We start from the raw sequence: 20892 nt of genomic DNA, 5'->3' as shown, positions 1-20892 counted from the left end.
GGCTGCCTATCGCCGGGAAGGCGCGTCGCTGGCCTCCTCCTCTTGCGTGCGCCGGAACAGCGTCAGCGCCGCCAGCGTGCAGAGCGCGCCGGACAGCAGATAGGCGCCCGCCGACCACAGGCCCAGGCTTTCGGTCAGGTAAAGCGCCACGAAGGGCGCGAATCCGGCACCGAACATCCAGGCCAGATCGGATGTCAGGTTGGACGCCGTATAGCGGTTCTTCGCCGAGAAGCCGGACGCGACCACGCCCGAGGATTGCCCGAAAGACAGACCCAGAAGCGCGAAGCCGATAAAGACATAAAGCGCCTCTCCCGACAGCCCGAGGCTGAGCAATACCGGCGAAATGACTGCATAGATGGCGATGCCGATGGCACAGTTGCGCAACAGCGTCCGGCGACCGATCCGGTCGGCGATGAAGCCCGAGGCGACGATGAAGCCAAGCCCGATGATCGCGCCCACGATCTCGATGATCAGAAAGCCGGTAATGTTCTGTGGCGTGTGCAGATAGGTCCAGGCCATCGGAAAGACCGTGACCATATGGAACAGCGCCAGCGAGGCCAGCGGCACGAAGGCACCGGCGATGATGTTGCGCCCCTCCTCTCGCAGCAGTTGCGGATTGATTCGCGGGCGCAGATGGGCGTCGGAATAGAGCGTCTCGAACTCTTCGCTGACCGCCATGCGCAGCCGCGCGAACAGGGCCACCACATTGATGGCGAAGGCGACGAAGAAGGGATAGCGCCAGCCGAAGCTGAGGAATTCGTCCGCTGACAGTTGCGTGCGCAGGAAGATGAACAGCCCGCTGGCCAGAATCAGCCCGAGCGGCGCGCCGATCTGGGGCAGCACCGCATAGCGGCCCTTCTTGCCCTCGGGTGCGTTCATGGCCAGAAGCGAGGACATCCCGTCCCAGGCCCCGCCAAGCGCCGCGCCCTGCCCCATGCGGAACAGGCACAGGCTGGCCACGGTCAGCCAGCCTTCCTCGTCGAAGCTGGGCAGGAAGGCGATGGCGACGGTGGAGATGCCCAGAAGGAACAGCGCCGAGGTCAGCTTGGTGCCGCGCCCCCAGCGGCGGTCGATCTCGGTGAAGATGAAAGTGCCGACCGGGCGGGCGACAAAACCGAGCGCCAGCACCAGGAAGGCATAAAGCACGCCTTCGACCGGCGAGGCATAGCTGAAGACATATTGCGGAAAGACCAGCACCGCCGCGATGGCAAAGACGAAGAAATCGAAAAACTCCGAGGTGCGACCGATGATCACACCAATGGCAATATCGCTGAGATAAAGCTGTCCGGATTGCTTGGTCGGGATCGTTTCCGTTGCAGTATTCATGAGTAAAACCTCATTCGCCTGACGGGTTTTGGGGCGCGCGCACGCCTTTAAGGAGGCTACCGATTTAATATCATGTCAAGCGCGATGATTCATGGACAATCGACCATTCCTTTGCTTTCCTGTCATCAGGACTCGATTATTCAACCGGATATCCGGCTGGTGGGGCATTCCTGTATCTCGTCAGTTGTGATCGTAGGCTGTGGGTTTTCAGATGCCGAATTTACGTCAAATCGTCCCGGCTTTCCTGCTTTTGACATTGGCCGGTTGCGGCTCGGAGGTTCTTGCCCCCGGCGGCGATGTCGCTGCCAAAACCCGCGACGTGCTGGGAATAACCACCGCGCTGATTCTGGTCATCATCCTTCCCGTGATGGTCGCCATTGTCTGGTTCGCAATTCGCTATCGCGCCGGCAGCAAGCAGGCCGAGGCCGAATATGACCCAAGCTTCCACCATTCCGTTCAACTGGAACTGCTGATCTGGGCAGCACCTTTGGTCATCATCATCTGGCTCGGCGCGCTGACCTGGGTCAGCACCCATAAGCTGGACCCCTATCGCCCCCTCGACAGCGAGACGCGCGGCGTCAGCGAAGGGGCCGCGCCCCTGGTCGTGCAGGTCGTGTCGATGGACTGGAAATGGCTGTTCATCTACCCGGAATACGGCATCGCCACGGTCAACGATCTGGCCGCGCCGCTGGACCGGCCGATCCGCTTCGAACTGACCTCGACCGAGGTGATGAATGCCTTCTATGTCCCGACGCTTGCCGGCATGATCTATACCATGCCCGGAATGCAGACCCAGCTTCATGCGGTTATTAACGAGGCGGGCGACTATAAAGGCATGTCGTCGCATTACAGCGGCGCGGGCTTTTCGGGAATGCATTTCCCGTTTCACGGGTATTCGCAGGCCGATTTCGACGCCTGGATCGAAAAGGCGCGCAATTCCGGCCAGGTTCTGGACCGCGATGCCTTTCGCGAATTGCTGAAACCCAGCGAAAACGAGCCGGCGGCTTTTTATGCGCTCGCCGACGAGGCACTTTATCACGACATTCTCAATCGCTGCGTCGAGCCTAATCAGATCTGCATGGATGCGATGATGACCGCCGAGCACAGCGCCCGCATGGGCCATGCGGCGGTCGATTTCGGTGCGCCCACCGCCGCCATGGTCGCCGCATTCTCTGCCGCCAATGGGATCGACATGACGCTGGCCGCCAATCTCATGTCCGATCTTTGTATCCCGCCCGAACCGGCAGGGAAGACGGCTGCGGACGAACTCCACTGGGGCGAAGGCGGCGCGGTCCGGGTCTCGGCCGAAGCCGCACCGGCCGCTTTGACGACGAACTGAGAGGTGACGAGATGGAACAGCATGCGATCGAAAGCACCTTCCTGTTCGGCCGGCTGACGCTGGAGAAACTGCCGCTGCACGTGCCCATCGTGCTGGGCACCTTCATCGTGGTGGCGATCATCGGCCTCGCGATCCTGGTGGCGATCACCTATTTCAAGCTCTGGGGCTATCTGTGGCGGGAATGGCTGACCAGCGTCGATCACAAGCGGATCGGGATCATGTACATGATCCTCGGGCTGATCATGTTCCTGCGCGGCTTTGCCGATGCGGTGATGATGCGGCTCCAGCAGGTCTGGGCCTTCAACGGCTCGGAAGGTTACCTGCCGGCGGAACATTACGACCAGATCTTCACCGCCCATGGCACGATCATGATCTTCTTCGTGGCCATGCCCTTCGTCACCGGGTTGATGAACTTCGTGGTGCCGCTGCAGATCGGCGCCCGCGACGTATCCTTCCCCTTCCTGAACAATTTCAGCTTCTGGATGACCGTGGGCGGCGCGATCCTGGTGATGATCTCGCTTTTCGTGGGCGAGTTCGCGCGCACCGGCTGGCTGGCCTTCCCGCCGCTTTCGGGCGTGGTCGCCAGTCCAGACGAGGGGGTCGATTATTACATATGGGGGCTGCAGGTCGCCGGGATCGGGACGACATTATCGGGCATCAATCTGGTGGTGACGATCCTGAAGATGCGCTGCCCGGGCATGATCCTGATGCGGATGCCGGTCTTCACCTGGACCGCGCTTTGCACCAATGTGCTGATCGTGGCCACCTTCCCGGTGCTGACGGCGACGCTGGTGCTGCTGTCGCTCGACCGTTACCTGGGGATGAACTTCTTCACCAACGAGCTCGGCGGCAACCCGATGCTCTATATCAACCTGATCTGGATCTGGGGCCATCCGGAGGTCTATATTCTGGTCCTGCCCTGCTTCGGCATCTATTCCGAGGTCGTCTCGACCTTCTGTGGCAAGCGGCTGTTCGGCTATAACTCGATGGTCTATGCGACGATCTGCATCACCATCCTCAGCTATCTGGTCTGGCTGCACCATTTCTTCACCATGGGCTCGGGCGCCTCGGTGAATTCGTTCTTCGGGATCGCCACGATGATCATCTCGATCCCGACCGGGGCGAAGATCTTCAACTGGCTGTTCACCATGTACAAGGGCCGCATCCGCTATGAGCTGCCGATGATGTGGTCGCTGGCCTTCATGCTGACCTTCGTGATCGGCGGCATGACCGGGGTCATGCTGGCGGTGCCGCCGGCCGATTTCATCGTCCACAACTCGCTGTTCCTGGTCGCGCATTTCCACAATGTCATCATCGGCGGCGTGGTTTACGGGATTTTCGCCGGCATCAACTACTGGTGGCCCAAGGCCTTCGGCTTCAGGATGAACCAGTTCTGGGGCTATGTCAGCTTCTGGTGCTGGGTGGTCGGCTTCTGGCTGGCCTTCATGCCGCTTTACGTCATGGGCCTGATGGGCGTCACCCGCCGGCTGCGCGTCTTCGACGATCCCTCGCTGCAGATCTGGTTCGTCATCGCCGGCCTCGGCGCGGCGGTGATCGCGGTGGGCATTCTGGCGCTGATCCTGCAGATCCTGACCTCGATCCGCGACCGCGAGAAGCTGCGCGACCTGACCGGCGATCCCTGGGACGGGCGCACGCTGGAATGGGCGACCTCCTCGCCGCCGCCGGCCTATAACTTCGCCTTTACCCCGGTCGTGCACGAGATCGACGCCTGGCAGGACATGAAGGAACATGGCTACAAGCGCCCGCTGACCGGCTTCAAGCCGATCCACATGCCGAAGAATACCGGCGCCGGGATCATCCTTGCCGGGATCAGCGTTGCGCTTGGCTTTGCGCTTGTCTGGCATATCTGGTGGCTGGCCGCGCTGAGCTTCCCGGCGATCATTGCCACGGTGATCTGGCACAGCTTCGATTACGAACGGGATTTCTACATCCCCGAGACCACCATTACCGAAACCGAGGAGGCCCGGACCAAGGCCCTCAGCAACGCGGTGTGACCAGAGAGATGAGTGCAGAAATCCTGACCGAGCCCACCGGCGAACGCCTCTATCACCCCGCCGAGGAGCCGCATTTCCCCGAGGGCCATTCGACGCCGCTCGGCTTCTGGATCTACCTGATGAGCGACTGCCTCATCTTCGCAATCCTGTTTGCCACCTATGGCGTGCTCGGCCATCGTTATGGCGGCGGCCCCGGCCCGAAAGAGCTGTTCGAGCTGCCGCTGGTGGCGCTGAACACGACCATGCTGCTGATCTCCTCGATCACCTATGGTTTCGCCATGCTGCACATGCATCAGGGCGACCAGAAGGGCACGCTGCGCTGGCTGGGCATCACCGCCTGCTTCGGCCTCGCCTTCCTGTGTATCGAGCTTTACGAGTTCACCCACCTGATCGGCATCGGCGCCGGACCGGGGCGTTCGGCCTTCCTGTCGGCCTTCTTCACGCTTGTCGGCACGCATGGGCTGCATGTCACCTTCGGCCTGATCTGGCTGGCGGTCATGGTCGTGCAGGTGCGCAAGTTCGGCCTGACCATCGCCAATCAGCGCCGTCTCAACTGCCTGTCGCTGTTCTGGCACTTCCTCGACGTGATCTGGATCGGCGTCTTCACCTTCGTTTACCTGATGGGGATGATCTGATGAGCACCGAGCATCTCGCCGACCCGCATGACGATCACCACGCCGGGGAGGTGCATTTCCCCGAGGGCACCAGGCGCGATTACGTCACCGGCTTCGTGCTGTCGGTGATCCTGACGGTGATCCCCTTCGGGCTGGTCATGTCGGGCGGCTTCGCCTCGGCACAGGCGACGGCCTTCGCGGTGCTGGGCTGCGCCGTGATCCAGATGGTCGTGCACATGATCTTTTTCCTGCACATGAACCCGCGGGCCGAGGGCGGCTGGACGCTGATGTCGCTGGCCTTCACGCTGATCATGCTGACCATCGCCGTGGTCGGCACGATCTGGGTCATGTATCACATGGATGCCAATATGATGCCCGGCATGATGCCGCCGCCCGGCGTCGATGCCACCATGCCGTGACCGAAGGGGCTGAGACGCCGCCACGGCCGATCTGGCAGGTGGCGGCGGTGCTTCTCTTGGGCGCGGGGCTGCTGGCGGGTTTCATGGCGCTTGGCATCTGGCAGGTGGAACGTCTGGCCTGGAAGCGCGAGTTGATCGCCCGCGTCGATGCCCGTGTCAGCGCCCCGGCGATGCCATGGGAAATGGCCGCCGCCCTGCCCCCGGCTGAGGCCGAATATCGCCATGTGAGCCTGACCGGCCATTTCGACCATGACCGCGAAACGCTGGTGAAAGCGGTAACGGAACTCGGCGGCGGCTTCTGGGTTCTCACACCGCTGACCACGCCGGAAGGCGAGGTCGTGCTGATCAATCGCGGCTTCGTGCCGGCCGAGAGGCGCGACCCCGCCAGCCGCCCCGAAGGTCAGGTCGGGGGCGAGGTTTCGCTTCAGGGCCTGATGCGCCTGACCGAGCCGGGCGGTGCCTTCCTGCGCCGGAACGATCCCGCCGCCGACCGCTGGTATTCGCGCGACATCGCCGCCATCGCCACGGCGCGCGGGCTGGGTCCGGTCGCGCCGGTCTTCATGGATGCCGATGCCACCGCGCAGCCGGGCGGCTTACCGGTCGGCGGGCTGACCGTGATCCGGTTTCGCAACACCCATCTCAGCTATGCGCTGACATGGTTCGCCCTTGCCGCCATGGTCGCGGGCGGCATGGTCATCCTGATCCTGCACGAAAGGCGGCTGCGCTACAGTTCCAGCAGCTGACAGGCCAGCAGAATGAAGACGCCAAGGAAGGCGGTCTGCCCGAACAGCAGCGCGATGGGGCGCGGCCCCACCTCCAGCATGGAATCGAGCCGGGTGCGCAGCCCCACCCCGGCAATCGCCACCAGCAGCGCCCAACCCGACAGATGCGCCAGCAGGTCGCGAAGCGCCTCGGGGATCAGGCCAAACGCGGACAGGGCCGCCAGTGCCGCGAAGCCGATCACGAAACCGGGCAGGATCGGGACCGTAGCGCGGCCCTCGGGGCGCGGGCTGTTGCGATAGGCCAGCGACAGGACCAGCACCACCGGCGCCAGCAGGCTGACCCGGATCAGCTTGACCAGTGTCGCCGTCTCGCCCGCCTCGGGCGAGATCGAGAAGCCGGCACCGATCACCTGCGCCACGTCATGCACGGTGCCGCCGATGAAGATCCCGGCCCGGTGATCGGACAGGCCCAGCCAGGCGACGATGGCGGGATAAAGGATCATCGCCATGGTCGACAGCAGGGTGACGCCCAGAACGGTAAAGGTCAGGTTGCGCTCGGAACGGTCGCTTTGCGGCTGGACGGCGGCGATGGCCATGGCGGCGGAAACCCCGCAGATCGCCACCGCCCCCGCCGTCAGGATCGAAAAGCGCGGCCCCTGCCCCAGCACCCGGCCAAGCGCCATGCCGAACAGGATCGTTACGATGGTCGAGAGCACCAGAAGCAGCACCACCGTCCAGCCCAGATCCGACAGGAGCGAGGCGGTGATGCGCGCGCCCAGCAGCGCCACCCCGATCCGCAACACGCCGCGGGACGCAAAGGCAATACCGGGGGCGGAGCGCGGCTCGGACCCCAGAAAGTTCAGCGCGATTCCGAACAGCAGCGCCATCAGCATTGCCGGTGCGCCGTAATGCTCGGCCACGAATTGCGCGGCAATGGCCACCAGCGTGGCGACCAGCAGACCCGGCAGCAGCGGTCTCAGGAAGGCATCGGCGCGCTTGAAGGCGGAAGTGCGAAGGTTCACGCCGACACCTTGGCGGGCGCGGGTTCGGCGGCAAGGTCCAGCATCACAGCCTGACCGCTCAGCGCCGATTCCTGTGCCGCGAGGCCCATGAGCACCGCTTTCATGCCATCCTCCAGCCCGACCTCGGGCTCTGCCTCGCCGCGCACGACGGCGGCGAATTTCTGGTGCTGGAAGAAGGTCGCGCCATTATGGTCGCCGGCGGCCAGAAGCGCCGGATCGACCGGGATGTCGATGGCAACCGGGCCTTTCGGCGCGCGCGGGCTTTCGATCAGCTGCGGCACCGGGGCCGCGCCCAGATGCGCCGGCCAGAACCGCCCCGGCCCGGGCACGAGCGCGTCGATGCGACCATGCGCGCCGGTGGCGGTGATTTCCTCCTGATAGCGGGCGCCTTCGGCGAACATGCACAGATCCAGCATGGCGCGCGCGCCATTGTCGAAATCGACGATGACATAGCCGTTGTCCCAGATATCGGGTGTCTCATCGCCGTAACGCTCGTCGCGGTGATTGATGGCCTGCCCGGCACTGGCCATGATCCGCACGGGCTCGGCCCCGGTGGCCAGCCGCATGAGATCGAAGAAATGGCAGCATTTCTCGACCATGGTGCCGCCGGAATTGCGGTTGAAGCGGTTCCAGGCCCCGACCTTGGGCAGGAAGGGAAAGCGATGTTCGCGGATCGAGAGCATCTGCATTCCGCCGGTCGCGGCATTGAGCCGGTTCAGGAAGGCAGCGATCGGCGGCATATAGCGATATTCCATCGCCACCCAGACCGGCGCCGGATAGCCCGCGCGCAGCGCCTCCAGCCGGGCGCGATCCTCGGCGCGGGTGAAGATCGGCTTTTCCACCAGCACCGGCAGCGCCCGGCCTTCGGCGATGCGTTCCAACTGGCCGATATGCGCGGCATTGGGCGAGGCGATGACCAGGCAATCCAGATCGCTCCGCGCCAGCAGGTCATCGAGCGTATCAAAGAACCCCGCCTCGGGCGCGATCTGCGCCGCCGCCTGGCGCATCCCGGCATCGGGTTCATGGATCGCGGCGATCCGCGCGCCGGGCAGCAGGCGGATATTGCGCAGATGTTCCTGCCCCATCATCCCGCAGCCGATGATGCCATAGCTGATTGCGTCCGTCGCCATACCCGAAGCCCTACCTGATACGCGCCACATAGGTGGCAATTGTGGTGTCGAACCAGTTGCGCGAATATTCGGCGCGCCGGTTGTCCTGATCGAAGCTGATCCGCTCGAAATAGCCGGTCGTGCAGCCGGTGGGCGGTTCGTATTCGCCGGGCGCCCAGACCGGGACGATGCCCTGCCCGACGCGATCCTCGGCCCGCGCGATCCAGAGGTTCAGCCGCTTGCGATAGAAAAGGTAAAGCGATTCCGACAGGTCGCGCTCGGCGATCTCGGGGGCATAGCTGCCATCGAGCCAGATCTCCTCCAGCACGCAGGGCTTGCCGTTCAGGCTGCGCAACCGGCGGATGCGGAAGGCCTCGGGCGAGGTGCCGAAATCCGGCAGATCGGCGGGCTTCGCCACCCGATCGAGCGACAGCAGCCTTGCCTGCGGCAGGCCGCCGCCGCCCAGAAGCTCGATCCGGAAGAAGGCATAGACATTCTGCGCATCGGGCCGGGCGCGCACATAATTGCCCGAGCCCTGCCGGCGTTCCAGAAGCCCGCGTTCCGTCAGTTCGGCAAGCGCCTTGCGCAGCGTCCCGACCGAGGTGCCAAGCCGCGCCGCCATCTCGCGTTCCGGCGGCAGACGCTCGCCGTCCAGAAGCAGCCCGGCGGCGATTTCTCGCGCTACAAGTTCGCTGAGTTGCAGGTAGATCGGCAGGGCGTGATGGTTCGGCATGGCTCGTTCGCAAGAATTGATACACTATTGATCTACATTAAAGACGCTGCTATGCAAGTCCAAATTCAATGGCGAGGATACATGTTATGAGCATCGTTCCGATCACCTCCGCAGGGCTGGACGCCGCCGAAGTGTCGTGGTTCTCCGCGCTCTGTTCGGACGATTACCGCTATCTCGGTGTGCCCGAGGGCGGGTTGCGCTCAAGCTGGGAACATTGTTCCGACATCGTGAAGACGGCCGAAGCGCAGGGGTTCCGCAATATCCTGTGCCCCTCCTCCTATCAGGTCGGGCAGGATACGCTGAGCTTCGTCGCCGGCTGCGCGCCGATCACCGACAAGATCAACCTGCTGGCCGCCGTCCGCTGCGGCGAGATGCAGCCGATCATGCTTGCGCGCACCATCGCGACGCTGGATCACATGCTGCGGGGCCGGCTGACCGTGAATATCATCAGCAGCGATTTTCCCGGCGAGAAGGCCGACAGCGCCTTTCGCTATCAACGCTCGCGCGAGGTGGTCGAAATCCTGAAACAGGCCTGGACACAGGACGAGATCAACCATGACGGCCAAGTCTACCAGTTCCACGGCGTGACCACCGAGCCGGCAAAACCCTATCAGCAGAATGGCGGGCCGCTGCTTTATTTCGGCGGCTACAGCCCCGACGCGCTGGAGCTTTGCGGCCAGCATTGCGATGTCTATCTGATGTGGCCGGAAACGAAGGACGAGTTGGCCGGGCGCATGAAGGCGGTAAACGCGGTTGCCGAACGCCATGGAAGGACGCTGGATTACGGGCTGCGCGTGCATATGATCGTGCGCGAGACCGAGGCCGAGGCGCGGGAATATGCACGCGAGCTGGTCTCGAAACTGGATGACGAACAGGGCCGCGCCATCCGGGAACGGGCACTGGATGCGGGATCCCTGGGCGTGTCGCACCAAGCCAGGAACCGCGAATTGGCGGATATGGACGGCTTCATCGAGCCGAACCTCTGGACCGGTGTCGGGCGCGCGCGTTCGGGCTGTGGGGCGGCGCTTGTCGGCTCCGCCGATCAGGTGCTGTCGGCCATCGAGGATTACAGGAAGATGGGCATCCGCGCCTTCATCTTCTCGGGCTATCCGCATATCGAGGAGGCAGAGCATTTCGGCCGGCTGGTCATGCCGCATCTGAAGACCTGCTCTCTGCCGCAGGAATATGGCCGCGTCCCGGCCAGCACCCCCGCCACCCCCCTTGGCAACGGAGAACGCCGCTGATGGAACGGATCGCATTGAACGGCGACCTCGAACTGAGCCGCATCGTCTATGGCATGTGGCGGCTGGCCGAGGATGCCGATACCGGCGCGGCCCATGTCCGCGCCAAGATCGACGCCTGTCTGGAACAGGGCATCACCAGCTTCGATCAGGCCGACATCTACGGCAATTACGAAAGCCAGCTTGTGCTGGGTCAGGCGCTGAAATCCGCGCCCGAGTTGCGCGAGCGGATCGAGATCGTCTCCAAGGCCGATATCGCGCTGCTGTCCGAGAAATTTCCCGACCGGCGGATCAAGCATTACGACACCGGGCGGGCGCATATCCTGGCCTCGGTCGAGCGGTCGCTGGCCGAGATGGGGCTGGACTATCTGGACCTGCTGCTGATCCATCGCCCCGATCCGCTGATGGACGCGCATGAAACCGGCGCCGTGCTGGACGAACTGGTCACCACCGGCAAGGTGCGCGCGGTCGGTGTGTCGAACTTCCGGCTGTTCGACTGGACGCTGCTGCAATCGGCGATGAAGACGCCGCTGGTGACCAACCAGATCGAGCTGAGCCTGCTGAGCAGCGAGCCCTTCCGTAATGGCGATCTGGCCTTCTTGCAGGAACGCGGCGTCCCGCCCATGGCCTGGTCGCCGCTGGCGGGCGGTGCGCTTTTCGACGGATCGCACCCGGAGCTGCTGGCGCGCCTGTCCGAGATCGGCGCCGATCACGGCACCGATGCCACCGCCATCGCCATCGCCTGGCTGCTGCGCCATCCGGCACGGATCATCCCGGTTCTGGGCACCAATAACCTGAACCGCATCCGCTCGATGTCGGATGCGCTGCGCGTCACCCTGGACCGCGAAACCTGGTTCGAGCTTTACGAGCTTGGCAACGGTTTCGAAGTGCCCTGAGGGGGATCGCCATGCAGCATCACCACAGCTTCACCCCCTCGCCCGAGAATTCGCGCGCCTATCGCGACGCGCTCGGCCGTTTCGGCACCGGGGTCACGGTCGTCACCACGGGCTCTGCCGCCGGGCCGGTCGGGATCACCGCGAACAGCTTCGCCTCGGTCTCGATGGAGCCGGCGCTTGTTCTCTGGTCGCCAGCCAAATCCTCGCGCCGCTTCACCCATTTCGCCAATGCCAGGCATTTCGCCATCCATGTGCTGTCGCATGAACAGGATGCGATCTGCCACGGCTTCGCCCGCGCGCAGGACAGTTTCGACGGGCTGGACTGGTCGATCGGCACCGCCGGCACGCCGCTGATCGAGGGCTGTCTGGCCCGTTTCGAATGCCGGATGTCGGCAATCCATGACGCCGGCGATCATGCCATCGTCGTCGGCGCGGTCGAGAGGGCGACCATGACTGACGGTGCGCCGCTTCTGTTCTACAAGGGACGGATCGGCGGATTCGCACATCGCGGCTGACAGGACCGCACGGGGGGGAAGGCAGATGACGACGATCCTGCTTGCGGTGCTTGCGCCGCTGCAATGGCTCAACACGCGCCTGCTGCCGGCGGGCTCGGTTCTGGCGGCGGTGCTGCTGGCGCTGATGGTGGCGGTGATCCTGATCCAGGTCTTCTTCCGCTATGTGCTGAACAATGCCCTGCCCTGGCCCGAGGAAGCCGCGCGGTTCCTGATGCTGTGGATGACCGGGCTGGCCGCACCGGCCATCTATCGCCGGGGCGGCTTTGTCGCCATCGACATGCTGGACGTGGCCCTGCCCCGGCGCGCGGCGAGTTTCCTTCACCTGATCCTGCTGCTGATCTCGGCGCTCGTGCTGGCCTTCGCGCTGAAATACGGCTGGAAGCATGTCGATTCCGGCTGGCTCTTCAACTCGGCCTCGCTGAAACTGCACCTGGAGGCTTTCGGGCTTGGCGTGGTGCGGGTCAAGCTGGCCTGGATGTATCTGTCGATCTTCATCGGCTTCCTGCTGATCGCGCTCGCCAATATCGAGCTGATCCTGCGCAGCTTCGTCTCGCTTCTGGGCAATGAGGCAAGGCTGATCCCGATCACCCCCCTTGCCGCGACGGAGGCCGAGTGATGCTGATCTGGTTCCTGCCGGTCTTCCTGATCTTCCTGATGATCGGCCTGCCGGTCTTCTTCGCGCTTCTGGCCGCCCCGGGCATCCTGCTCTGGCTGAACGGGCAGGAACGCGATGTCGCGCTGCTTTATCGCAATGTCTACAATGGCATGGACAGCTTTCCGCTGATGGCCATCCCCTTCTTCATGCTGGCCGGCGAGTTGATGAACCGGGGCGGCATCACCGAGCGACTGGTCGAATTCAGTCAGGCGCTGATGGGCCATCTGCGCGGCGGGCTGGCGCATGTGAACATCCTGTCCTCGATGCTGTTTGCCGGGCTGTCCGGGTCCGCCGTGGCCGATACCTCGGCGCTTGGCTCGATGCTGATCCCGGCAATGGAAAAGCAGGGCTATACCCGCCGCTTCTCGGCCGCGATCACGGCAGCTTCGAGCGTGATCGGCCCGATCATCCCGCCTTCGGGGATCATGATCATCTATGCCTATGTCATGGGCGAAAGCGTGGCGGCGCTGTTTCTGGCGGGGATCGTGCCCGGCGCACTTGTCGGGCTGTCGCTGATGCTGATGGTCAAGGTCATGGCCGACCGCTACGATTTCCCCATCGCCAGCCGCCGCACCAACTGGGCCGAGAAGGGCCGCGCCAGCCTGAAGGCCTTTTTCCCGTTGATGACCCCGGTCATCATCATGGGCGGCATTCTGGGCGGCATCTTCACCCCGACCGAGGCCGCCGCCGTCGCCGCCGCTTACGGGCTGGTGATCGGGCTTTTCGTCATGCGCACGCTGAAATTCCGCGAGCTGGGCGGCATCTTCCAGCGCTCTGCCGCGACCTCGGCAGTGGTGCTGTTGCTGGTCGGCGCGGCCATGGCCTTCAAGACCGTGGTCAGCCTGTCGCACGCGCCGGAAATCCTGGCCGATGTGATCCTGAGCCTGTCGGAAAACCCACTGATCCTGCTGTTTCTCATCAATATCCTGCTGTTCATCGTCGGCATGTTCCTCGATGCCGGGCCGGCGATCATCATCCTCGGGCCGGTGCTTGGCCCGGTCTTCACCAGCCTCGGCGTCGACCCGATCCATTTCGCTATCATCATGAGTGTGAACCTGACCGTGGGCCTGATCACGCCGCCGATGGGGCTGGTGCTTTTCGTCGCCTCCTCGGTCTCGGGGGAGCGGATCTCGACGATTTCGCGCGCGATCCTGCCATTCCTCGCGGTCGAGGTCGCGGTAATCTTCCTGATCACCTATATTCCGGCCCTGTCCATGGCGATCCCGCGCCTGACCGGCTTTGCCGACTGAACCATGTCACCGTTTGAACAAGGGAGAGAGTGATGTTGAAGAAAACGCTTGCCGTATTGGCGCTTGGCGCCTCGCTGGGGCTGGCCGGGATGGCTGCGGCACAGGAATTCACCCTGCGCGCCACCGCCAATTCCAACGACCAGGACGAGGATTACGACGGTCTCGTCGTCTTCAAGAACTATGTCGAAAGCGCCTCGAACGGCGCCATCGCGGTCGAGCTGTTCATCGGCACCCAGCTTTGCGGCAACGGTGCCGAATGCCTTCAGGGCATCGCCGACGGCTCCATCGACATTTTCATCTCGACCTCGGGCGGCGCGGCGGGGATCTTCCCCTATATCCAGGTCATGGACCTGCCCTATCTGCTGACCGACGACCGCCTGGCCGAGCGGGTGCTGATGGATGACAAGTTCACCCCCAAGCTGCGCCAGATGATGCTGGACAGCAGCGGCGGGCGTATCCGGCTGATGACCATCGGCAATACCGGCGGCTGGCGCAACTTCGCCAATACCAAACAGCGCGTGCAGACCCCCGCCGATCTGGCCGGGATGAAGCTGCGCACGGTCGATGCGGAACTGCCACAGGAACTGGTCAAGGCGCTTGGCGCCTCGCCCACGCCGATCCCGTGGCCGGAACTGTTCACCTCGTTGCAGACCGGCGTGGTCGAGGGCACCAAGAACGGCATCACCGATGTCATGAACATGAAATTCCCCGATGCCGGGGTGAAATACATGACGCTGGACGGCCACGGCTATATGGGCGCCTTCTGGTTCATGTCGAACGACCGCTTCATGGAAATGCCCGAGGACCTGCGCCGCGTCGTCGTCGACGGCTTCTATCAGTTGCAGCAGGCGACCTTCGCCAGCCCCAAGCGCAAGTCGATCCAGGCTTACGAGGATTTCGTGGCCGCAGGCGGCGATCTTTATGTGCCGACGCCCGAGGAGAAGCAGGCCTTCTTCGACGCCGCCCAGCCGGTCTATGACTGGTTCAACGCCAATGTCGAAGGCGGGCCCGAGGCGCTTGAGGCCCTGAACGCATCGGTGGCGGCAGCAACCGCCGAACTCGATGCCGAGCGCCAGTCGGAAATGAACTGACGCCCGACAGAAGGGGGCGGTGCCGCCGCCCCCTTACCGGCCCGCTTATCGCCGCAGCCGCGCGATCAGCGACGAGGTATCCCAGCGGCCCCCACCCATCATCTGCACATCCTTGTAGAACTGATCGACAAGCGCCGTGACCGGCAGGCTGACCTCCAGATCGTCGGCGGTCGACAGGCAGATGCCCAGATCCTTGCGCATCCAGTCGACGGCGAAACCGTGCTCGAACGCGCCCGCCGCCATGGTCTTGTGGCGGTTCGCCATCTGCCAGCTTCCGGCGGCGCCCTGGCTGATCACCTCGACCACCTTCTCGATATCGAGGCCCGAGGCCTCGGCGAAACGCAGCGATTCCGAAAGCGCCTGCACCAGCCCGGCAATGGCGATCTGGTTGCACATCTTGGTGGTCTGGCCGGCACCCACCGGCCCCATCAGCCGGCAGATCTTGGCATAGCTGTCGACGATCGGCTGAACCCGGTCGAAATCCCGCTGGCCGCCGCCGCACATGATCGAGAGCTGCCCATTCTCGGCCCCCGCCTGCCCGCCCGAGACCGGCGCATCGACAAAACCGATGCCCAGGGCCGCGCCGGCCTCGGCCAGTTCGCGGGTCACGCGGGCGGAAACCGTGGTGTGATCGGCGAAGATCGTGCCCTTGCCCATGCCGGCGAAAGCGCCGTCATCGCCCAGACAGACGCTGCGCAGATCGTCGTCATTGCCGACGCAGGCCAGAACGATCTCGGCCCCCTCAGCCGCCTCTCGCGGGGTGATGGCCGCCTTGCCGCCATGCTCGGTGGCCCATTTCTGCGCCTTGGCGGCAGTGCGGTTATAGACGGTGACCTCGTGCCCCGCCTTGGCCAGATGGCCCGCCATCGGGTAACCCATCACGCCCAGTCCCAGAAATGCCAGCTTTGCCATCGGAGTTCCCTTCCTTTTCCGTCCCGATCCAAGTTGAAAGCCATTTGCGCTTGGCCTACACAGCGCGCAAGACACCACCCCCCGGCCCTCGGGTCAAGCAAGCGCTGCTTTCGTAAGGAACCTCCCCCCAGATGCTGACCCTGTTCCGCTGGACATTGCGGCTGACCATCGGTCTGATCATCCTGCTGGCGGTGGCCGCAGTGCTGGCCTGGTATTTCGCCATGCGCTCGCTGCCCGATTACAACGCCAGCTATCGGGCGGCAGGTATTGGCGCCGAGGTCGAGATCGTGCGCTCGACCGAGAACGTGCCGCATATCTTCGCCGCAAACGATCATGACGCCTTTTTCGCGCTCGGCCTTGCCCATGCCCAGGACCGGCTGTTCCAGATGACGGTGCTGCGCCGCGCCGCCACCGGGCGGCTGGCCGAGATCTATGGCGAACGCACGGTTGCCGCCGACGATCTGGTGCGCCGGCTGGGTCTGGCCGGGATCGCCCGGCAGACCTTCGATGCCCAGAACGAGCAGACCAAGGCGGCGCTGCGCGCCTATGCCGAGGGCGTCAATCAATGGATCGCCATCGTCAACGAACAGGCGCTCGGTCGCGGGGCACCGGAATTCTTCCTGCTGCCCGACGACATTTCCTATTGGGAGCCCGCCGATTCGCTGGCGATCCTGAAGCTTTATGCCGCCGCGACCAGCCGTCAGATCCCCGCCGAGGTGCTGCGCGCCCAGCTTTCGCTGGCCGCCCCCGAACGCGGGCAGGAGATCGTCGCGGGTCTGGGCGAGCCCGGCCTGCCCGCCTATGCCAGCCTCTATCCCGGTGGCCGGCTGGGTGGGGCGGCCCCCGGTGCAGATATGGAATGGCCGCTCGATCTGGCCGGCTATCTGTCGCCCTTCAGCGGGCTGGGCGCCAGCAGCTTCGCCGCCGAGGCGCAGCGGACAACGGCGGGTCAGGCGCTTCTGGCCAATGACCCGCAGGCGGCGCTGACCATGCCGTCGCTGTGGTATCTGGCGCGGCTGCAGCTGCAATCGGGCGATGTCATCGGCGCCACCATCCCGGGTGTGCCGGCGATCCTTACCGGCCGCTCGGCCGGGCTGGCCTGGGGGATCGTGCCGGCCCAGATCGACGATGCCGATATTCATATCGAAGAGGTCCAGCCCGGCGACAAGAATCGCTATCGCGGTGCCGGCGGCTGGCAGGATTTCACCACCCGGCAAGAGGTCATCCGCGTGCGCGGCGGCCCCGAGCGCGCGATCACCCTGCGCATGACCGAGAACGGGCCGCTGCTTTCAGGCCACAGTTTCGATCTGGCCAGCATCACGCCCCCGGGTCACGCGGCTTCGCTGTCCTGGACCGGGCTCTCGCCCGAGGATCGCACCATGAGCGCGCTGATCGGGATCATGATGGCCCCCGACCGCGCCGCCGCCCGCGCCGCCGGGGCGATCTGGGGCGCGCCGGCGGTCCGGCTGACGCTGGCCGATCACGACGGCATCTCGGAAAACCTGGTCGGGCTGGTGCCGCAGCGCCTGGTCGAACATGCGACGCTTGGCCGGATGCCGACGCCGGGCTGGGTGCCCGCCAATCGCTGGCAGGGTCTCGCCCAGGCCGACAGCGTCGATGCGACGGAAAACGGGCTGGACTTTGCGGCCGGGGTATTGCCGCCCCTGCAAGGCCAGATGCCCCTCGGCTTCGATGGCGACACCGCCCTGCGCCAGGACCGGCTGCGCCATCTGCTGGAGGGCCGCGAGGTCCATAGCCGCGACAGTTTCATCGACACCCAGCTGGATGTGGTCAGCCCCGCCGCACGCGCGCTGCTGCCGCTGATCGGCGCCGATCTGTGGTTCACGGGCGAGCCCGCCGCCCCCGGCACCCCCGAACGCCAGCGTCAGGACGCGCTTCGCCTGCTGGCCGAATGGGACGGCGCCATGAGCGAGCACCTGCCCGAGCCGCTGATCTATGCCGCCTGGCTGGGCGCGCTTCAGGAACGCCTGATCCGCGACGATCTGGGGCCGCTGGCCGACCGCGTCACCGCGCTGCGTCCCGGCTTCATCGAGCGGGTCTATCGCAACCGCGGCGGCGCTGCCGCCTGGTGCGACATCCGCCAATCCGCCGCCATCGAAAGCTGCCCAACCATCGCCCGACAGGCGCTCGATCAGGCCATCTACGACCTGACCGAACGTTACGGCCCCGATGTCACCAGCTGGCGATGGGGCGATGCGCATGAGGCGGTGCAGACCCATCCGGCGCTCGGCCCGATCCCGCGCCTCGGCTGGATCGCCAACCTGCGCCAGTCGCTGTCGGGCGGCGACACCACGCTGGCGCGCGCGCCACAACTGGCAACGCAGGATCAGCGTTTCAGGCCGGCAACCGGCTCGGCCTATCGCGGCGTCTATGATCTGGCCGACCCCAACAGCTCGGTCTTCATCATCGCCTCGGGCCAGTCCGGCCATCCCTTCTCCAGCCATTACGACGACCTTGCGGTGCGTTGGCGGCGCGGCGAGTATCTGACCATGTCGCTCGACCCTGATCTGGCCCGCGCGGCCCCGGCAGGAATCACCCGGATTCTGCCGCTGGACCGGGCAGTTCAGACAGCATCTGACTGAACGCCGAACAACTGACGTCGATGCGATTGGCGATCTGTTGTTCGAGACGCTGAATCAGGGGCGATTCACTGATCTGCCGATTTCCAGGGGAATCGCAGCAACGGCTTTTGTCCAGAACAGCCTGTGTTCTCTTGGCATGTTTGGTGACCCCGACAGGACTTGAACCTGTAACCTGCCCCTTAGGAGGGGGCTGCTCTATCCAGTTGAGCCACGGGGCCGCCGCGTCCCTTGTGCCGGGACAGGCAGAGTTTGGCAAGGTCTTGCTCTGCCTGCCTGTCATGCGCTAACTCAAGAAAACAGTCTGGATCAGTTTTATGCCCCATGCCAAGAAACGCCGGCCGTTGACGCTGCGTGATGTCTCTGAAGCCTCGGGCGTGTCAGAGATGACCGTCAGCCGCGTGCTGCGCAATCGTGGCGACGTTTCGGCGGTGACGCGAGAGAAGGTGCTGACCGCCGCCAAGGCGCTCGGCTATGTGCCCAACAAGATCGCGGGCGGGCTGGCCAGCCAGCGGGTCAACCTGATCGCGGTGGTCATTCCCTCACTTTCGAATCTGGTCTTTCCCGATGTGCTGACCGGCGTCTCGGCTGAACTGGACGACACCCCCTACCAGCCGGTGATCGGGGTGACGAATTACTCGCTCTCGCGCGAGGAATCGGTGCTTTACGACATGCTGTCCTGGCGGCCCTCGGGCGTGATCCTTGCCGGGCTGGAACATAACCGCGCCTCGCGGGCGATGCTGGAGGCGGTCTCGGTGCCGGTGGTCGAGATCATGGATGTCGACGGCGATCAGGTGATCGACACCGCCGTCGGCATCAGCCATCGCCTGGCCGGTCAGCAGATGGCCCAAGAAATCCTTGCTGCCGGCTATCGCCGCATCGGCTTCATCGGCACCCATATGCCCGAGGACCACCGGGCCAAGAAGCGTCTGGAAGGTTTCGAATCCGCGCTGAACGCGGCAGGGGTACAACTTGCGGCGCGCGAGTTCTATCAGGGCGGCTCGTCGCTGGCCAAGGGGCGCGAATTGACCGAGCGGTTGATGCAGCGCGAGCCGGATCTCGATTTTCTCTATTACTCGAACGACATGATCGGGGCCGGTGGGCTGATCTGGTGCGCCGAGAAGGGCTATGACATTCCCGGCAGGCTGGGCCTGGCCGGGTTCAACGGCGTCGACCTGCTGGAAGGGCTGCCGATCCGGCTGACCACCACCGATGCCCGCCGGGTCGAGATCGGGCGGCGCGCGGCCCGGATCGTGGCCGGCAAGGAGGCGCGGCCTGACGATGGCCGGCTGGCGCTTGCCCCCCATATCCTGCCCGGCGAGACGATTCGTCAGACCCGCTGAGCGGTCGGAACATGGTGGCAGACGCAGTGGTCCCGACCATGACATCCGGGTCGCGCATCGTTACCTCAACCGCTGTTCAGGCGCCTTCCAATCTCTGAAAGCCCGCGATCTGCCGCGCTCATGCTGAGGATGTCTCTGCCGCGGCATGGACTTTACCGCGCGATTTTCGCTAGAACGGCTTGGATTTAAACGGGGGTTCGCATCATGCGTTTGCTGTTTCTGGGCGATGTGATGGGCCGCGCTGGCCGGGCTGCGGTGGCCGAACGGCTGGCCGGGCTGCGCGCCGCGCTGCGGGCCGATTTCTGCGTCGTGAACGGCGAAAACGCCTCGGGCGGGATGGGGCTGACCGGCGGACATGCCCAGCTTCTGCTGGAGGCGGGCGCCGATGTGGTCACGCTCGGCGATCACGCCTTCGACCAGAAGGACATGCTGGGTTTCATCCAGAAGGAACCGCGCGTTCTGCGCCCGCTGAATTTCGCCAAGGATGCGCCGGGTCGCGGTGCCGGCATCTTCGAAGCCAGCCGGGGCCGCAAGGTCATGGTCGCGCAGGTGCTGGGCAATGTCTTCATGAAGCGCGCCTTCGATGACCCGTTCTCGGCGCTCGACGGGGTGCTCAGGGCGCATCCGATGGGGGCGATGGCCGGCATTCAGGCGGCGATGATCGATTTTCATGCCGAGGCGACCTCGGAAAAGATGGCGGCGGGGCATTTCTGCGACGGGCGCGCCAGCCTGGTTGTCGGCACCCATACCCATGTGCCGACTGGGGACGCGCAGATCCTGTCGCGCGGCACCGGCTATCTGACCGATGCCGGCATGTGCGGCGATTACGACAGCGTCATCGGCATGGACAAGGCCGAGCCGATGCGGCGCTTCGTGACCGGCATGAGCCGCGAGCGTTTCACCCCCGCGCAGGGCGATGTCACCCTTTCGGGCGTGCTGGTCGAGACCGACGACCGCAGCGGCCTTGCCACGGCGATCTGGCCGATCCGCGATGGCGGGCGGCTTGCCCCCGCGCTGCCGCCGACAGGGCCCGAGGCGTAAGCGCCGCCTTGCACAGCACGCGCGGATCGGCCAAACATGCCTCGATAGA

Annotated in this window: 19 protein-coding genes and 1 tRNA gene; 14 read left to right on the top strand and 6 right to left on the bottom strand. The window is 64.7% G+C overall.

Going from position 1 to position 20892, the window contains the following annotated elements:
• Positions 1-6: 6 nt before the first annotated feature.
• A complete protein-coding gene (locus Q0330_RS09910; protein ID WP_299478081.1) occupies positions 7-1326 on the bottom strand; it encodes an MFS transporter in 1320 nt (439 codons plus the stop codon).
• Between the two features lie 211 nt (positions 1327-1537).
• On the opposite strand from Q0330_RS09910, the gene cyoA reads away from it, so the two are divergent.
• Genes cyoA through Q0330_RS09885 form a run of 5 tightly spaced genes read left to right on the top strand, consistent with a single transcriptional unit; the run spans position 1538 to position 6456 of the window.
• The gene (cyoA, locus tag Q0330_RS09905) at positions 1538-2665 is read left to right on the top strand and encodes a ubiquinol oxidase subunit II (protein ID WP_299478078.1); all 1128 of its coding nucleotides are present in this window, start codon (positions 1538-1540) and stop codon (positions 2663-2665) included.
• Between the two features lie 11 nt (positions 2666-2676).
• On the top strand, positions 2677-4680 hold the full coding sequence (gene cyoB, locus Q0330_RS09900; RefSeq protein ID WP_299478075.1) for a cytochrome o ubiquinol oxidase subunit I: 2004 nt from the start codon (positions 2677-2679) through the stop codon (positions 4678-4680).
• 8 nt (positions 4681-4688) lie between these two features.
• Positions 4689-5315, top strand: a complete 627-nt coding sequence (cyoC, locus tag Q0330_RS09895) for a cytochrome o ubiquinol oxidase subunit III (RefSeq protein ID WP_299478073.1) — start codon at positions 4689-4691, stop codon at positions 5313-5315.
• The gene (gene cyoD, locus Q0330_RS09890; RefSeq protein ID WP_299478070.1) at positions 5315-5713 is read left to right on the top strand and encodes a cytochrome o ubiquinol oxidase subunit IV; all 399 of its coding nucleotides are present in this window, start codon (positions 5315-5317) and stop codon (positions 5711-5713) included. Before cyoC ends, cyoD begins: the two co-directional genes overlap by 1 nt.
• A complete protein-coding gene (locus tag Q0330_RS09885) occupies positions 5710-6456 on the top strand; it encodes an SURF1 family protein (protein ID WP_299478067.1) in 747 nt (248 codons plus the stop codon). Before cyoD ends, Q0330_RS09885 begins: the two co-directional genes overlap by 4 nt.
• On the opposite strand, the gene Q0330_RS09880 is transcribed toward Q0330_RS09885, so the two are convergent.
• Genes Q0330_RS09880 through Q0330_RS09870 form a run of 3 tightly spaced genes read right to left on the bottom strand, consistent with a single transcriptional unit; the run spans position 6438 to position 9299 of the window.
• Positions 6438-7457, bottom strand: a complete 1020-nt coding sequence (locus Q0330_RS09880) for a YeiH family protein (RefSeq protein WP_299478064.1) — start codon at positions 7455-7457, stop codon at positions 6438-6440. The two genes, Q0330_RS09885 and Q0330_RS09880, sit on opposite strands and share 19 nt — an antisense overlap.
• Positions 7454-8587 carry a Gfo/Idh/MocA family oxidoreductase gene (locus Q0330_RS09875; protein WP_299478061.1) on the bottom strand — a complete coding sequence of 378 codons (1134 nt, stop codon included), beginning with the start codon at positions 8585-8587 and terminating at the stop codon, positions 7454-7456. The genes Q0330_RS09880 and Q0330_RS09875 overlap by 4 nt, the downstream gene beginning before the upstream one ends.
• A 10-nt stretch (positions 8588-8597) precedes the next feature.
• Positions 8598-9299: a GntR family transcriptional regulator gene (locus tag Q0330_RS09870; protein ID WP_299478058.1), complete on the bottom strand. Its 702-nt coding sequence runs from the start codon at positions 9297-9299 to the stop codon at positions 8598-8600.
• Positions 9300-9385: 86 nt separating this feature from the next.
• Between Q0330_RS09870 and Q0330_RS09865 the strand changes: the two genes are divergently transcribed.
• Genes Q0330_RS09865 through dctP form a run of 6 tightly spaced genes read left to right on the top strand, consistent with a single transcriptional unit; the run spans position 9386 to position 14947 of the window.
• On the top strand, positions 9386-10543 hold the full coding sequence (locus Q0330_RS09865; RefSeq protein WP_299478055.1) for an LLM class flavin-dependent oxidoreductase: 1158 nt from the start codon (positions 9386-9388) through the stop codon (positions 10541-10543).
• Positions 10543-11436, top strand: a complete 894-nt coding sequence (locus Q0330_RS09860; protein WP_299478052.1) for an aldo/keto reductase — start codon at positions 10543-10545, stop codon at positions 11434-11436. Before Q0330_RS09865 ends, Q0330_RS09860 begins: the two co-directional genes overlap by 1 nt.
• An 11-nt stretch (positions 11437-11447) precedes the next feature.
• Positions 11448-11951 (top strand): flavin reductase family protein, encoded by a 504-nt coding sequence (locus Q0330_RS09855; RefSeq protein ID WP_299478049.1) that lies wholly within the window; start codon positions 11448-11450, stop codon positions 11949-11951.
• Positions 11952-11976: 25 nt separating this feature from the next.
• The gene (locus Q0330_RS09850) at positions 11977-12567 is read left to right on the top strand and encodes a TRAP transporter small permease (protein WP_299478046.1); all 591 of its coding nucleotides are present in this window, start codon (positions 11977-11979) and stop codon (positions 12565-12567) included.
• Positions 12567-13856 carry a TRAP transporter large permease gene (locus Q0330_RS09845; RefSeq protein ID WP_299478043.1) on the top strand — a complete coding sequence of 430 codons (1290 nt, stop codon included), beginning with the start codon at positions 12567-12569 and terminating at the stop codon, positions 13854-13856. The genes Q0330_RS09850 and Q0330_RS09845 overlap by 1 nt, the downstream gene beginning before the upstream one ends.
• A gap of 32 nt (positions 13857-13888) precedes the next feature.
• Complete coding sequence (dctP, locus tag Q0330_RS09840; RefSeq protein ID WP_299478040.1) at positions 13889-14947, top strand: TRAP transporter substrate-binding protein DctP; 1059 nt, start codon at positions 13889-13891, stop codon at positions 14945-14947.
• A 45-nt stretch (positions 14948-14992) separates the two neighbouring features.
• Here dctP and Q0330_RS09835 read toward each other — a convergent pair whose 3' ends face one another.
• Entirely contained in the window at positions 14993-15859 is an 867-nt protein-coding gene (locus tag Q0330_RS09835) for an NAD(P)-dependent oxidoreductase (RefSeq protein ID WP_299478037.1), read from the bottom strand.
• 131 nt (positions 15860-15990) lie between these two features.
• Between Q0330_RS09835 and Q0330_RS09830 the strand changes: the two genes are divergently transcribed.
• On the top strand, positions 15991-18462 hold the full coding sequence (locus tag Q0330_RS09830; RefSeq protein ID WP_299478034.1) for a penicillin acylase family protein: 2472 nt from the start codon (positions 15991-15993) through the stop codon (positions 18460-18462).
• A 141-nt stretch (positions 18463-18603) separates the two neighbouring features.
• Here the strand turns inward: Q0330_RS09830 and Q0330_RS09825 are convergent.
• Positions 18604-18680, bottom strand: a tRNA-Arg gene (locus Q0330_RS09825).
• A gap of 96 nt (positions 18681-18776) precedes the next feature.
• Between Q0330_RS09825 and Q0330_RS09820 the strand changes: the two genes are divergently transcribed.
• On the top strand, positions 18777-19802 hold the full coding sequence (locus Q0330_RS09820) for a LacI family DNA-binding transcriptional regulator (RefSeq protein ID WP_299478031.1): 1026 nt from the start codon (positions 18777-18779) through the stop codon (positions 19800-19802).
• A gap of 204 nt (positions 19803-20006) precedes the next feature.
• On the top strand, positions 20007-20843 hold the full coding sequence (locus Q0330_RS09815; RefSeq protein ID WP_299478028.1) for a TIGR00282 family metallophosphoesterase: 837 nt from the start codon (positions 20007-20009) through the stop codon (positions 20841-20843).
• The last annotated feature ends 49 nt before the right edge of the window (positions 20844-20892 follow it).

Origin of the sequence: uncultured Paracoccus sp., from assembly GCF_937873615.1 — a bacterium.
Taxonomy (GTDB): domain Bacteria; phylum Pseudomonadota; class Alphaproteobacteria; order Rhodobacterales; family Rhodobacteraceae; genus Paracoccus.
Note: the sequence above shows the minus strand (reverse complement) of the source record. Positions and strands in the feature narration are given on the sequence as shown.